Consider the following 15016-nt stretch of genomic DNA (forward strand, 5'->3'; position numbering starts at 1 on the left):
GATACCTCGGGGCTCAGCGCTGCTCGGTGATGATGTTCAGGGTTTCTCGCACGTGCTTCAGCGCGTCCTCACGCTCGGTCGGGGAGGGCGCGTCGACGAGCACGTGCCCCATCCGCCGGGAGGAGGACGTCAGCGGCATTACGGTGTCGCCGGGCCGCTTGCGCAGCCGGACCCGGACCACCGACGGGTGGGCCGTGGTCTCCTCGACCCCCGTGATCGCGGTGATCGTCCCGGGAGCCGCGGCCGGGAAGTGGGTGGCCGGCCAGGAGACCGGAGAGGTGTGGACCAGCTCGTCGACGGGCAGCCCGAGCGCCAGCCGGATCACGGCCTCGTACAGGTCGAAGCCGTAGGCGAGGCCGACCGCGTCGGGCAGGTAGTCGCCCGGGGTGCGCACCGCGATCTCCATCAGCGCCGGGCCGCGCCGGTCGACCTTGAACTCCAGGTGCGCCAGCCCGGTCCGCATGCCGACGGCGCTCAGCACGCCCCGGGTCAACGTGTGTACCTGAGAGCCCAGTTCGTCGTCCTCGAAGTGATGGGCGCAGCGGTGGGTGAGCTCGACGAAGTACGGCGGCGGGGTGGTCTCCTTGGCCGTGACGTTCTCGAACAGCACCTCGCCGTCGCGGACCAGCGCCTCCCAGCTGAACTCCGGCCCCTCGATGGCCTCCTCGACCAGCACCTTGCCCTCGCCCGAGCGGCGGGTGCGGACCTCGGCCGCCTCCTCGGCGGTGCGGACCAGTTCGACGCCCTCGCTGCCGGCCCCGGTGAGCGGCTTGACCACCACGGGCAGCCGCTCCAGCATCCAGGTCCGGGCCTCGGTCACGTCCGGCACCAGCAGGTGCTCGGGCTGCCGGACGCCGCGGGAAGCGAAGACGGCGCGCTGCAGCGCCTTGTTGCGGGAGACCACCGCGGCGTGCAGCGACGGCCCGGGCAGACCGAGCCGCTCCTGCGCCAGCGCGCCGGCCAGCACGTGCGGTTCGGCGAAGGAGACCACACCGTCCGGTACGCGGTCGGCGACGGCCCGGGCGACCACCGCCGTCCAGTCCTCCTCCTCATGGCCCTCGACCCGGTAGAAGCGCTCGGCGAGGTCGACCGGCCGGCCGTCCCAGCCGGCCGCCGCCTCCACGGCACGTACCCGCAGGCCGAGCCGGGCCGCCGCCTCCAGGTAGGGCCGGCCCATCGTGCCGACGCCGACCACCAACAGGTCCTTGGGGGCGCTCACGACGCCACCTCCTTCTCCACGGGATGCGGCGCGACCGTCCGCAGCATGCGGGTGACAGGGGCGACCAGCAGCCCGGCGGCGGCGAAGAGCACCGCCAGGGCGATCCAGCCGGCCGGGCCGGCCGCGATCACCACGGACGCGATCAGCGCCGGACCCACGATCCGTTGGCCGGCGTTGCCGAGGCTGAACACCGACAGATAGACGCCCTTGCGGTCCTCGGGCGCGAAATCGTAGCTCAGCTCCCAGCCGCCGACGGCCTGCCACATCTCGCCGAAGGTGAGCAGCACGCAGGCCGCCAGCAGCACCGCGCCGGCCACCAGCACCGAGGACGGGGCCGTGGTCAGGGCGAGCGCCAGGCAGCACGCCGTCAGCGCGAACCCGCCCCTGCGCAGCGCCCGCTCGGCCCCGCCCTCGCGGTCCACCAGCCGGGAGACCGGCACCTGGAGCACGATCGACATCACGGTGTTGATCAGGATCAGCACCGGCAGGAATTCGGCCGGCACGTCGGTGGCCTGGATCGTCCACAGCGAGATGCCGACCGACAGGATGGTGGTGTGCAGGTTGAGCACCCCGTTGAGGGCGGTCAGCAGCAGGTACCGCCAGTCGCGGAAGTCGCGCAGCGCGGCGAGGGGGTTCACCTTCTTCTGGACGGTGGCCGCGGTGGCGGCGCGCACCCGGGACAGCATCGCGGCGGACACCACGAACGCCGCGGCGGTGCCGAGCACGATACCCCGGTACGTCCAGACATGGTCGGCGGCCAACAGCGGTGCGGCCAGCAGGGCGCCCAGCGAGAAGCCGACGTTGCGTACGGTGCGGATGATCGCCATCGTGCGGGTGCGGTCGGTGCCCTCGGTGGTGGCCGAGGCGACCGCCTGGGTCATCGGCTGTGTGGCGGCCTCCGCCGCCGCCAGGCAGCAGGAGATCACCGTGAAACTCACCATGCCCTGGGCGAAGGCCAGCGCGACGAACCCGCCGGCCCGCCACAACTGGAGCGCCACCAGGGTCGGCTTGGCGCCGAGCCGGTCGGCGAGTGCTCCGATGGGCACCGTGGTGAGGAAGCCGACCGCCCCCGACAACGCCAGGCCGAGGCCCACCTGCGCGCTCGTCAGGCCGACCGAGCGGACGAAGAAGACCGCGGAGCCGGCCAGGTACAGGCCGGTGCCGATGGCGTTGATCAGCGAGGTGACGGCGAAGGAACGCCCGGCCGGAGTGGCCGGTACGTATTCCCTCGGAGAGGGCAGCCTCATCGCGTGCCTCCAACGGTTCGTACGCCGACCAGGGACAGCGCGTGCTCGGCCCGGCGGCCCGCCTCGGCGACGTCCGCGCCGGTGGTGATGACCAGTCCGGCCCGCTCCCAGGAACTGGTGGCGCTGTGGACGGTGGCGCCGGGGGCGACCGGGAGATGCAGCTCGGCGACGCCCGGTGCGGCCTGCGCCTCGGCGGCGCCGGTCACGGACTCCACCAGGCCCGGACGGGCGATCAGGAACCGTACGGCGGCGGCGCGCCGACGGGGCAGGGGGCCGACCGGCCCGGCGCCGGTGAGCACCTGCAACAGGTTGCGCAGGATGTCGGTGTCGTAGGCGAGGTCGATCAGCACGGTGATGCCGCCGCCCGGCAGTCGGCCGGCGCATTCGACCAGGTACGGGGTGCCGTCGACCAGGATCCACTCGCAGTGCAGCACCCCGGAGCGGAAGCCGACCGCGCCCGCCAGACGGACCACCGCCTCGCGCAGCGCGTCCGCGAGGGAGGGCGGCAGGTCGGCGGGCACGGTGTGACCGGTCTCCACCGGGTGGCCGTTGTCCTGCACCAGCTTGGCGGTGATGTTGGTGAAGCCGACCTCGCCTTCGTGGACCACGGCCTCGACGCTCACCTCGGGCCCGGACAGCCGCTGCTCCACCAGGAACCGGGCGGTGTCCTCGTACTGGGCCCGCAGCGCCGGCTCGTCGGCGGCGGTGGTCCGGGCCCAGGCCTCGGCGACGTCGTCCGCGGGGCCGAGCAGCCGCACGCCCAGGCTGGCCTGGCGGCCGGCCGGCTTGAGCACGCACTGCCCGCCGTGGGCGGCGCGGAAGTCGGCGACCTGCCCGGCGTGTTCGACCACGGCCCAGTCGGGCTGGGCGATGCCGCTGCCGGCCACGGCGGCGCGCAGCAGGCCCTTGTCGCGCAGCACGCGGGCCGCCTCCAGGCCCGCACCGGGCAGGCCCCAGGCCTCGGCGAGCGCGGCGGCGACCACCACGCCGTACTCCACCACGGGGACCACGGCACGGACGCCCACCGGGCGGGGCACGGCCCCGACCACGCGGTGAGGGTCGGCCTCGTCCTGGCTGGGCGCCGGGAACAGGGCCGCGACGCAAGGGTGCCGTTCAGCGAGCGCGGTGATGCCGCGGGCCTCGATGACGGCCGGCTCCTCCAGGACCAGCACCGAGTCGGCCGGCAGCTGTTCGTCCAGCTTGGCCAGCATGACGGGGCTGTAGCCGACCAGGACGTGGGTCACGGTGTCCGGGACCGCCGGGACGGTGTGGACGGTGACGGCGCGCCGTACCCGGCTCTCCAGCAGGTCCAGCTCGGCGACGGTGGGCGCGTCGATGAAGAAGGAGACGGCCCGGTCCTCGGAGCTGCGCAGCGGGCCGAGCCCGGTCCCGCGGTCGTGGTGCACCAGGACCGCGCGCAGGGTCGGGGGGTCGGCGGGCGAGGCCGGTCCGACGGCGGGCCACAGGCCGCCCTCTCCGACCCACACCGGCTCCACGTCGAAGCCCCGCACCCGGACGTCGGCCAGCACGCCGGGCACGTGCTCCAGGTAGACCTGCCGGGCGGCCCGGGTCGGCTTCGGGTACGAGGCCTGCTCGCCGAGCGCGATCCGCACGATCTCCGGCTCCAGCGGCGCACCGGTGGCGAGCTCGTACAGGATGCACAGCCCGTCGCCGGGGGTGCGGGCGGCGACCTCCATCAGGTACGCCCGGCCGTCGGCGCCGATCCGCCACTCGGAGTGGGCGACGCCGTCCTGGAAGCCGAGTGCCTCCAGCATCCGCCGGTTGGCGTCCAGCAGCACCGGGTCGGCCTCCGGCTGGTCGCTGGGCACGGTGTGCGAGAGCTCGACGAAGGTGTGGGCGTGGGAGTCGGTGGTGGCCTTGCGGGTGGCTGAGGAGAAGACGGTCCGGCCGTCCTGCACCAGGCTCTCCACGGAGTACTCCTGGCCCTCGACCTTCTCCTCGACGAGGACGGTCTCGTGCTCGGGGTACGAGCGCAGCAGCGTCGGCAGGGCGTTTGGACCGGTCACCGTCTCCACGCCCGAGCTCGAGTGCCGGCCGGTGGGTTTGACCACCGCCGGGTAACGGACGGAGGCCGGGTCGAAGGCCCCGCGGCCGTCGGGCGGCACGGTCAGCGACACCGGGCTGAACTCCGGGAGGTACCAGCGCTGCAGGTACTTGCTGCGGCACGCCCGGGTGGCCCGCAGGCCCGGAGTGCGCAGCCCCAGCGCGTCGGCGAGCAGACCGGTCGGTTCGACCTGGGTCTCGCCGACCGCGTAGGCGCCGACGATGCGGTAGGCGTCGCGCCAGCGCCGGGCGGCCGAGACGACTCCGGGCAGGTACGAGTTCTCGCGGCCCACGTCGCCGTCGACGAAGGCGACCTCGTCGATCACGTACGCCGGGTGGTCGGGGTCCTTGGCGGCGCCCAGTGCGTCCTCGCGCCAGGAGGAGGGGGTGATCAGCAGGATCTTCAGGCCGCGGCGGGCCAGTTCCGCCAGGTAGAGCGGCGCCCGGCAGACCACCAGGAACGACCCGGTGAGTACAAAGGCGTCCGGCCGCTCCCCGGGAGCCGTCTGAGTGTCCATCAGTCTGTTTCCGTCCATTCGCATGGGCGCGAACCGCTCCCCGGACAGGAACGGTTCGCACGAGGGGTTCGCGCGGGAGCGGGTCAGCTGTAGTCGAGGCCGCCGGTGCGGGTGCGCTTCAGCTCGAACAGGTCGGGGTGGCCGGCGAGCACCCGGAAGCTGTCGAAGAGCTCGGCCGCCTTCTCGCCGCGCGGGATCGCGCGGAGCACCGGACCGAACCAGACCGTGCCGTCCACATGGATCGTCGGCGTGCCGACGTAACCGCCCGCCTCGGGGTCCTTGCCGGCGTCGTGGCTGACCCGCACGGCCTCGTCGTGCGCGGGGTCGTGGGCCGCGGCGGCCAGCTCGGCGGGCAGGTCCAGCTCGGCGAGGGATTCGGCGACGACCTCGTCGAGGTCTGTCATCTTCTTCTCGTGGATCCGGGTTCCGTACGCGGTGTACAGGTCCCGCAGCACCTCCGGGCCGTGGTGCGCGGCAGCCGCCGCGGCCACCCGGACCGGGCCGATCGACTTGTCGACGAGCGTGCGGTACCAGTCCGGGAGTTCGTTGCCCTCGTTGTGGAAGTAGAGGCTCATCACGTGGAAACGCAGTTCGACGTCGCGCTGACGCTCGACCTCCAGCATCCACCGGGAGGTGATCCAGGCGAAGGGGCAGGCGGGGTCGAAGTAGAAGTCGACTTTCGTGGTCTGGGTGGTGCTGCTGGTCACGCGGCGTCTCCGGTGGGGGCTGCGGCGAAGGACTTGCCCTGCGCTGAATGACGGTACTCGGACAAGACAGCGTACTTCTCACGGAGCTGACGCTTCAGCACCTTTCCGGTAACTCCCACCGGGAAGTCCGCCTCGGAAGCGGCGATCTCCAGGAAGCCCAGTTCCGGGTGGCCGGCGGCGCGCAGCGCCTCGTTGGCGAGGAGCAGCAGCTTCGCCGGCTCCGCTGACTCGGCGGCGGTGACCACGGCGACCGGCACGACGGTGCCGCCGTCCCGGCCGGCCACCACCGCGACGTCCTCGACGTCGGGCACCTGGAGCAGCACGACCTCCTCCATGAAGACCGAGTAACCGGTCCCGTGGGCGGTGTGGATGGCGTCCGCCGCTCGGTCCACCAGGTAGAAGTCGCCGTTCTCGTCACGGTACGCCATGTCGCCGGGCATCCAGTAGCCGGCCAGCTTGAAGGAGTACGTGGTGGCCGAGTCGCCCCAGTATCCGGGCGTCACCGCCGGGCCCCGGGCGGCCAGGTGGCCGACCTCGCCGGTGTCGGCGATCGAGCCGTCGTGGCGCAGGACCGCCACCTCGGCGACGCCGACCGGCTTGCCGGCGCACCGGTTGTGCGGCTTGTTGTCCAGCGTGTGCACCTGGAGCAGGCAGCCCCAGCCGAGCTCGGTGGTGCCCAGGCGGTCGAAGAACGCCGACGGAGGCAGGTCGGCGCTGCGGTTCGACAGCACCTTGTCGATGTGCGCGCGATGCACCGCGTCACCGATCGACACCCACACCTGCACGGAGTCGAGCTGACCCGGCTTCAGGTCGGCGGATGCCAGCTCGGCGTAGCCATGCGCGAAGGACATCACCGAGGTCGGCCGGTACTCCTCCACCGCGGCGGCCAGCTCGGCGCCCTTGCGGTCGCTCAGAGCCACGACCGGCGTGCCGCCGAGCACCGCGTACGTGGTGTAGGCGACACACCCCAGGTGGGACTGCGGCAGCGCGGTCATCATCAGCGCGCCTGGCGTCTCGGTGTGGTCCACCAGGCGGAACTTGGGGCCGGCCACGATGGTGCTGTGGGTGTGGATGGTCGGCTTGGGGCGGCCGGTGGTGCCGGAGGAGTGCAGGATTACCACCGGGTCGTCCGCGTGATGGTTCCAGCGGTCGCTCTCGGCGAGCCGCGCGGCCGGCGGCGCGGGCAGTTCCTCGGCGGTGCCGGTCCAGGCGATGCTCGGCAGCTGTGCGGTGTCGAGCATCGCGAGCCGCTCCCGGTCCGCGTACAGACCCACGGGGGCGGTCTGCTCCAGCAGCGACTGGGCGATCGACCCGGTGGCGTTGCTGTTGATCAGCACGGCGACGGCGCCGATCTGCGCGATCGCGTAGTAGTGCACCGAGTACGCGAAGGAGTCCTCGAACCAGACCGCGACCCGGTCGCCCCGGCGCACTCCCTGCGTCAGGTAGTACACCGACCAGCTCTGCGCCAGTGCGTCGATGTCGTTCAGGCTGAGGTCGTGGGTCTGCTCGCCCGAGGTGGTGGTGATCGCCCGGTAGGAGTGGACGAACGGCAGCTCGGGGTGCGGGTTGGCGGCGATGGCCGACCGCAGGAGGTTGCCACCGCCCACCGTGGAGTCGGCGGCCAGCTGCTCACGCTGCTTCGGGGTCAGGACGGTCGCGGCGAACGTTGCCATGGGATGCATCTTCCTTGTCAGAGTGACGTGAACATCCGCGCGCACAGGTCGCGGTAGTGGGGGAGGTGCTCGCCCAGTTGGTCCTGGAGTTGTCCGAGGACGGTGGCGAACTCCGATTCGGAGCCGTGCTCCACCAGGTCGGCGAGCCTGCGCACTCCCTCGGCGAGTTCCTTGCGTACCGCCGCGGCCTGCGGGTGGGCGGCCTGGACGTCCCAGTACACGGCGGGCGCGCCCGAGCTGATCCGGGCCAGTAGGGCGAGCAGCGCGTTGTGCGGAGGCGGGGCGATCTCGCGGATCCTCCCCAGGTCGGGGCCGAGCCGGGTCAGGGCCAGCCCGAAGCCGAGTACGGTGGCGTGGGTGAGTGCCTGCGACACGGCGGCCAGCCGGTCGTGCTCGGCCGCGTCCATCGGCACCACCCGGGCGCCCCAGCTGCCGACCAGCTCCAGCAGGTGGCCGACCCGAGGCCCGTCGTTGACCACGACGGCGGCCACCGGGCGGCTCTCGAAGCCGAGGGCCGGGGCGAACATCGGATTCAGGCCGACCGCCTGCACGGCCGGGGCATGGGCCCGGACGGCCGCGGTGATCGGCTGCTTGACCGACAGGGTGTCCACCAGCAGCGCGTCCGGCCGCAGCACCCCGGCCAGACCGGGGACGGCCGCCAGCGCGACGGAGTCCGGCACCGCGAGCACCACCAGGTCGGCGTGGCCGAGGTCGGCCTCCAACCGCGGGCCGAGGGCGGTGACGTCCCCGCACACGTAGTGGGTGTCCGGGGGTTCCGTGCCCGGTTCGACGGTGTCGACCACCGCCACCCGGGCGCCACCGGCCAGCAGCCGTTCGGCGAACAGCCGGCCCACCGCGCCGGCGCCGCCGACCACCACACAGCGCCGGATCACGGGTGGCCCCCGGCGGACTCCAGCGCGGTGGCGAGGACGGCGGAGACCATGGCACGCGACTTCACGGCCGTCTCCGTGTACTCCTCCTCCGGGTCCGACAGGGCGATGACCGCCCCGCCGACGCCGAAGCCCAGCCGGTCCTCGGTCGCCACCAGGGTGCGGATCACGATGCTCAGGTCGGCCGCGCCGCTCAGCGCGAACCAGCCGATCGAGCCGGAGTAGACGCCGCGGGCGCCGTCCTCCAGCCGGTCGATGATCTCCATCGTGCGCAGCTTGGGGGCACCCGTCATCGACCCGCCCGGGAACGCCGCCCGCACGCAGGACACCGCCGATTCCCCGGGCCGCAGGGTGCCGCGGATGGTGGAGACCAGTTGGTGCACCGGCGCGTAGGTCTCGACGTGGAACAGGGCCGGCACGTGTACCGAGCCGACCTCGCAGACCACGTTCAGGTCGTTGCGGATCAGATCAACGATCATCAGGTTCTCGGCGCGGTCCTTCTCCTGGGAGAGCAGGTCCTCGCGCAGCGCCGCGTCCTCGGCCGGGGTGGCCCCGCGCGGGCGCGTGCCCTTGATCGGTTTGGACTCGGCGACCCGGTCGGTACCGATGGTCAGGAACCTTTCCGGCGAGGCGCTCAGTACCGCCACCCCGGGGAAGTCGAGCAGCGCGCCGTACGGTACGGGCGAGATCTTCCGCAGGTGCGCGTAGGTGCGCAGCGGATCGATCGTGGCCTTGAGCGTGACCGCGTTGGTCAGGCACACCTCGTAGGTCTCGCCGTTGCGGATCTCCTCCAGGCTCTCGGCGATCCGGTCCAGGTAGGCCTGATTGTCGTGCCGCAGCCCGACGATCGGTTCGGCCTGCGGGTCGGTCATGCCCACGCCGAGGAAGCCGGCCGCCTCGCCGCGCGGCCCGCCACCGGCCCTGGGCAGCGCCGACACGGCGGCCTCGGTGCGGTCGAGCCAGGCGACGGCCGCGGCGTGCTCCTCGCCCTCGGACAGGGCCAGCAGGTAGGCGGCGCCCTCGGCGTGGTCGAGCACGAGCATCCGGTCGGCGAACAGCACGGCGGCGTCCGGGGTCTCCGCCTTGTGTGCCGCCCGGGCGCCCGCCTCGGCCTTCAACTCGTAGCCGAGGTAGCCGACGTAGCCGAGATTGAAGTCGAACGGCAGCCCCTCGGGCCGGGGGACCGCGCGGACCCGCAGCTGGCCGTCCAGGTAGTCGAAGAAGCCCTGCTGGACGAGTTCGTCGCCGTCGTCGGAGCGGCCGGGTCGGGTGATCCGGACGGTGCCGTCCTGGACCCGGTAGGTCACGTACTCGGCCAGCGGGCCGGAGCCGTCGCCGAGGAAGCTGAACCGGGACAGCCCGTCGATGACACTGCTGCTGTCCAGCCAGAACGCGGTGTCGTGGTCGGTGAACAGCTCGCGGTAGGCCGACTCGGCCTCCGGTTCGACGTCCAGCCTGCGCACGTGCACCGTGTAGCGGGGCTCGCACCGCTGCACGGCGTGATGCGCCATCGCCAGGTCGCGGAAGTTGGCGAGCAGCTCGCGGCCGTACTGGCTGCTGATGGATTCCGGGTGGAACTGGACACCCCAGATCGGCCGCGTCCGGTGACGCACGCCCATCAGCACACCGTCCTCGGTCCAGGCGAGGGCTTCCAGTTCGTCGGGGAGCCGGCCGGCCGCGAGCGAGTGGTAGCGGACCACGTCGTAGGGGCTGGGCAGGCCGGCGAAGATGTCCGTGCCGCTGTGGAGCACCGGGCAGACCCGTCCGTGCATCGGCTCCGGCGCGTGGACGACCTCGCCGCCGAACAGGTGGCAGATGCCCTGGTGGCCGAGGCAGACGCCGAGCACCGGCAGGCCGCTCTCCAGGATCGCGCGCCGGCTGATGCCGAAGTCCCGCTCCCGGTCGGGGCGGCCCGGCCCGGGGGAGACCACGACCGCGTCGAAGTCCTCGAAACGCAGATCGGAGAAGTCGGTGCCGTTCTTCACCACCACCGGCGGGCGGCCGTTGGTCTCGCCGAGCAGCTGGTACAGGTTGTAGGTGAAGGAGTCGTAGTTGTCGATCAGCAGGGTTCTCACGGTGCGACCCCGATGACCACGTCCTCCACCCGGCAGGTCTCCTCGATGATCAGGTCGTAGAGGCGGCGCAGGAAGTCCTGGCTGATCCCGTGCTCCTCGCCGAACCGGGCGGCGCGCTCCTGGACGAGCTTGATCCGGTGCGGCTGCATCATCCGGACATCGTTCTCGCGCTTGTAGTGCGCGATTTCCACACAGGTCTCGATGCGAGCGCGCAGTTCCTCGAGGAAACGCAGGTCAATGCTGTCGAGCTTCGCCCGGAGGGTTTCGATTCCATCGTCCGCCGGATTATCCAGCACGGGCTTCCCCCTTGTTTGGAGCCTCTTCTGAAAGCGCCGGAAAAGACCTCAGCTGGCGCCCCGCTGACGGCCATGACTCTGCCGTCCGCCCTTCGCCGATGCCACGGTCGCCATGGTTCGGATTGACGCAGTGCGCGAAATTCCAGGGTTCATACCCGCAAAAAAAACACAAATCGCCCTTGTTTCGGGTGGCCGGGAGGGTGCGGCGGGGTGAATCCGTGCGTCGGACAGGCCGGGAATCGCTGTCGACGGCCAGTGCCCCCGGCTGCTTCGCGCACTGTTTGCGGAAATGTGTGCCGACATGTCTGGGTGGGCGATCGGACACCCGTCTCGCGGCTGCTTGCCAAAAAGCCCGAGAGGAACTCATAGTTCGATTTGCTCTGCGCATGAGGATTCATTTGAACGGGGGGTTCTGTGGAAATCCTGACCGAGGGCGTGCCGGAGGTTCCGGAGCGAGGAACGGGCGGAGCGCCGAGCCTCGTCGACCTGATTTCGGCGCAGGCCCGGATTCGCCCCGACGACATAGCGGTGGAGTACCGGAACGAGACCCTCACTTTCGCGGAACTCGTCGGGCGGGCCACGCAGCTGGCGACCGCACTGGAAGACCTGGGACTGCGCCGGGACGACCGCGTCGGCATCTTCCTCGGACCCTCCACCGCCCTGCCGGTCGCCGTCTGGGGTGTCCTGTTCGCCGGCGCCGCCTACCTCCCCCTGTCGCCCGACTACCCGGACGAGCGGATCCGCGCGATGGCCGAGGACTCCCGAGCCCCGGTGCTGCTCACCGAGGAGCCGCTCCGGGACCGGCTCGCCGCCCTCGCGCCACCCGGCACCGTCATCCTCACCCCGGCCGACGCGGCCACCGGCCCCCGCGCCGCCGGGGACGGCCCGGCCGGTTCCCCGGCGCCGGGCGCCCTCGCCTACGTCATCTACACCTCGGGCAGCACCGGCCGGCCCAAGGGCGTGATGGTCGAGCACTGCAGCATCGCGCACCAGATGCGCTGGCTGGGCCGGACCTACGGGCTGGGCCCGTCCACCACCGTGCTGCAGAAGACACCGATGAGCTTCGACGCCGCTCAGTGGGAGGTCCTGGCACCGTGCCTCGGCAGCCGGATCGTGCTCGCCGGGCCTGGCGCGTACCGCGACCCCGAAGCCCTGGTCGACACCGTCGTCCGGCACGACGTGAGCGCCCTGCAGTGTGTGCCGACCCTGCTCCAGGCGCTGCTGGACACCGACCGGCTGCCCGAGTGCGACTCGCTGACCCAGGTCTTCTGCGGTGGGGAGACACTGTCCCGGCGGCTCGCGCAGCGCTTCGTGGAGACCCTGCACAAGTGCGAACTGGTCAACCTCTACGGGCCCACCGAGTGCGCCATCAACGCCTCCGCCCGCACCGTGGATCCGTCGTCGGTCGCAGACGGCCCGTCCGGCATCCCGATCGGCACCCCCGTGGACGGTCTGGCCTTCCACGTGCTGGACGAGCGGATGGAGCCGGTCCCCCCCGGTGCGGCCGGCGAACTGTACATCAGCGGCGTGCAGGTCGCCCGCGGCTACCTGCACCGCCCCGACCTGACCGCCGAACGCTTTCTGGACAACCCGTTCTCCACCGACCCCGCGCACGCCGTGCTGTACCGCACCGGCGACCTGGTCCACCGGAAGCACGGCGACTACCGGTTCGGCGGCCGCGTGGACCGGCAGGTGAAGCTGCGCGGCTACCGGGTCGAACCGGACGAGATCCGGCTCGCCATCGAGGCCCACGACTGGGTCAGGAACGCCGCCGTGCTGGTCAAGGACGACCCCGCGACCGGACAGCAGAATCTGGTGGCCTGCATCGAACTCAGCCCGCGCGAGGCCGTCCTGATGGACCAGGGCGACCACGACCGGCACCACGTCTCCAAGGCCGGCCGGTTGCAGGTGCGCGCCCAGCTCTCCGGCGGCGGCTGTCGTGACACCACCGACCTGGCCGGCCGCCGCTGCGTCGACCTGCCCGGCCGCACCCCCACCGCCGAGCAGCGCCGCCGGGTGTTCGCCCGCAAGACCTACCGCTTCTACGAGGGCGACGACACCCGCCCCGAGGATCTGCTCGCCCTGCTGGCCGCCCGCACCGCCGGCGCCGCCCCGCGACGGCCCGAACATCTGAAGGCGGTCGAACTCGGCTCCGTTCTACGCTATTTCGGCCAGTACACCAGTGACGAGCGATTGCTGCCCAAGTACGGCTACGCCTCGCCCGGCTCGCTGTACGCCACCCAGCTGTACCTGGAGATCGCCGGCCCGGACGGCTGCGCCGGTCTGGCACCCGGCCACTGGTACTACCACCCGGTGGAGCACCGGCTGTACCTGATCGAGGCCGGGGACGGGCGGGGGAGCGGGCCCGGGATCCGCTTCCACTTCGCGGGCCGGCGGCGGGCGATCGAGCCGGTGTACCGCAACAACGTCCAGGAGGTCCTGGAGATCGAGGCCGGACACATGGTCGGCCTGCTGGAGGAGGTGCTCCCCGCGTACGGTCTGGACGTCGCCGCGGCCCCGTACACGCCCGAGGCGATGCACCGCCTGCACTGCGCCGAGGAGGACCACTACCTGGGGGCCTTCGACCTGGTCCCGTTCCACGCCGACCGCCCGGACGTCCCGGTGGACGTGTACCTGCAGGTCCACCCCGGCCGGGTACCCGGCATGACGGCCGGCCAGTACCGGTACACCGGCGGCGCACTGGAGCGGATCGCGGACGAACTGGTGCTCAAGCGCCACGTGATCGCCATCAACCAGCAGGTGTACGAGCGCGCCGCGTTCGGCATCACGGTGGTCAGTCCGGGCCCGGAGAACCCGCGCTCCTACCTGGACCTGGGACGCAGACTCCAGCAGCTGCAGATGAACGGCGCCGGCTTCGGGTTCATGTCCTCCGGGTACAGCTCCAGGACCGGCCACGACCTGCCCGCCGCCAAGCGGATGGAAGCCGTGCTGCGGGCCGGTGGGCGGCCCACGGGCCCCTCGTACTTCTTCGTCGGCGGCCGGGTCAGCGCCGAGCAGCTCGCCCACCAGGGCATGCGCGAGGACAGCGTGCACATGCGGGGACCGACCGAGATGATCAGGGCCGACCTGGTGGAGCTCCTGCCCGACTACATGGTGCCCAACCGTCTGGTGGTCATGGACCGGCTTCCGCTGACCGCCAACGGGAAGGTCGACCTCCGGGCGCTGGAGGCGTCGCCGGAGACGGAACTCGCGGCCTCGGAGCGGCCTTTCGTCGCGCCGCGGACCACCACCGAGCGGATCGTCCGCGACCTGTGGCAGGCCGGGACGGGGCAGCGGGCCGCCTCCGTGGGGGACGACTTCTTCGAGTGCGGCGGCAACTCGCTGATCGCGGTCGGGCTGGTGCACCGGATCAACCGGCGGTTCGGCTGCGCGCTGCCGTTGCAGGTGCTGTTCGAGTCCCCGACCATCGAGGAACTGGCCCGGCGGGTCGACGGGCAGCGGGGCACCTCCTCCTCCCGACTGGTGCCGCTGGGCGCCGCCCGCTCCGGCCGGCCGGTCTACTGCTGGCCGGGCCTCGGCGGCTACCCGATGAACCTGCGGACACTGGCCCGTCGGCTCGACACCGACCGTCCGTTCCTCGGCATCCAGGCCCACGGTGTCAACACCGGGGAGCAGCCGTACGCCACCATCACGGAGATGGCGGCGCGGGACGTGCGGGCCGTCACCGAGGCCCAGCCGGACGGCCCGTACACGCTGTTCGGCTACTCCTTCGGCGCACGGGTGGCCTTCGAGGCCGCCCACCTGCTGGAGCGGGACGGCCGCCGGGTCGACCGGCTGCTGCTGATCGCCCCTGGCTCGCCGAAGCTCCGCACGGTGGGCGGAGGCCGCGCCTCGTACACCGACCCGGCCTACCTGACCATCCTGTACTCGGTCTTCGCGGGGGCTGTCACCGGGCCCGCCCTGGAGGCGTGCCTGCGGGCCACCACGGACGAAGAGAGCTTCGTCTCCCACATGGTCGAGCACTTCGACGGCCTGGACCGGGAGCTGGTCTGCCGGATCACCGCCGTGGTCCGGCAGACCTACGAGTTCACCCACACCTCCGCCGAGCTGCGGTCCCGGCGGATCAAGGCACCGGTGACCGTCGTGAAGGCGGCCGGCGACGGCCCCTCGTTCCTCGACGGCAGCACCGGCTGGTCGGCAGCCGAGCCGCAGATCCATGAACTCTCCGCCGACCACTACGGCATCCTGCGCGAGCCCGGAGTGGACGAACTGGCCCGCCTGGTCGCCCCCGGCCTCGGCACCACGGGCTGACCGGCCGCGAACAACAGGCCCGTGTCAGCCACATCGGGACCGCCTCACACCTGCA

The 15016-nt window shown here is 72.0% G+C and carries 9 protein-coding genes; 1 reads left to right on the plus strand and 8 read right to left on the minus strand.

All coding sequences use genetic code 11. The features are described from left to right. Nucleotides 1–13 precede the first annotated feature (13 nt). The 8 genes from HUV60_RS21820 to HUV60_RS21855 all read right to left on the minus strand — a co-directional run bounded on the left by HUV60_RS21820 (nucleotide 14) and on the right by HUV60_RS21855 (nucleotide 10689). Complete coding sequence (locus HUV60_RS21820) at nucleotides 14–1219, minus strand: ATP-grasp domain-containing protein (protein ID WP_042170911.1); 1206 nt, start codon at nucleotides 1217–1219, stop codon at nucleotides 14–16. Then, nucleotides 1216–2466: an MFS transporter gene (locus HUV60_RS21825; RefSeq protein ID WP_257848926.1), complete on the minus strand. Its 1251-nt coding sequence runs from the start codon at nucleotides 2464–2466 to the stop codon at nucleotides 1216–1218. The genes HUV60_RS21820 and HUV60_RS21825 overlap by 4 nt, the downstream gene beginning before the upstream one ends. Next, complete coding sequence (locus HUV60_RS21830; protein ID WP_257848927.1) at nucleotides 2463–5048, minus strand: ATP-grasp domain-containing protein; 2586 nt, start codon at nucleotides 5046–5048, stop codon at nucleotides 2463–2465. The genes HUV60_RS21825 and HUV60_RS21830 overlap by 4 nt, the downstream gene beginning before the upstream one ends. An 83-nt stretch (nucleotides 5049–5131) precedes the next feature. After that, on the minus strand, nucleotides 5132–5755 hold the full coding sequence (locus HUV60_RS21835; RefSeq protein WP_257848928.1) for a DsbA family protein: 624 nt from the start codon (nucleotides 5753–5755) through the stop codon (nucleotides 5132–5134). Then, a complete protein-coding gene (locus tag HUV60_RS21840; RefSeq protein ID WP_042170904.1) occupies nucleotides 5752–7428 on the minus strand; it encodes a class I adenylate-forming enzyme family protein in 1677 nt (558 codons plus the stop codon). The genes HUV60_RS21835 and HUV60_RS21840 overlap by 4 nt, the downstream gene beginning before the upstream one ends. Before the next feature lie 17 nt (nucleotides 7429–7445). Continuing rightward, nucleotides 7446–8321 carry a prephenate dehydrogenase/arogenate dehydrogenase family protein gene (locus tag HUV60_RS21845; protein WP_257848929.1) on the minus strand — a complete coding sequence of 292 codons (876 nt, stop codon included), beginning with the start codon at nucleotides 8319–8321 and terminating at the stop codon, nucleotides 7446–7448. Beyond that, entirely contained in the window at nucleotides 8318–10393 is a 2076-nt protein-coding gene (gene pabB, locus HUV60_RS21850) for an aminodeoxychorismate synthase component I (RefSeq protein ID WP_257848930.1), read from the minus strand. The genes HUV60_RS21845 and pabB overlap by 4 nt, the downstream gene beginning before the upstream one ends. After that, nucleotides 10390–10689, minus strand: a complete 300-nt coding sequence (locus tag HUV60_RS21855; RefSeq protein ID WP_257848931.1) for a chorismate mutase family protein — start codon at nucleotides 10687–10689, stop codon at nucleotides 10390–10392. Before HUV60_RS21855 ends, pabB begins: the two co-directional genes overlap by 4 nt. 414 nt (nucleotides 10690–11103) lie before the next feature. Here HUV60_RS21855 and HUV60_RS21860 point away from each other — a divergent pair, with 414 nt between their 5' ends. Further along, a complete protein-coding gene (locus tag HUV60_RS21860; RefSeq protein WP_269441218.1) occupies nucleotides 11104–14961 on the plus strand; it encodes a non-ribosomal peptide synthetase family protein in 3858 nt (1285 codons plus the stop codon). The last annotated feature ends 55 nt before the right edge of the window (nucleotides 14962–15016 follow it).

Source organism: Streptomyces sp. KMM 9044, assembly GCF_024701375.2.
In the GTDB taxonomy this organism is placed as follows: Bacteria; Actinomycetota; Actinomycetes; order Streptomycetales; family Streptomycetaceae; genus Streptomyces.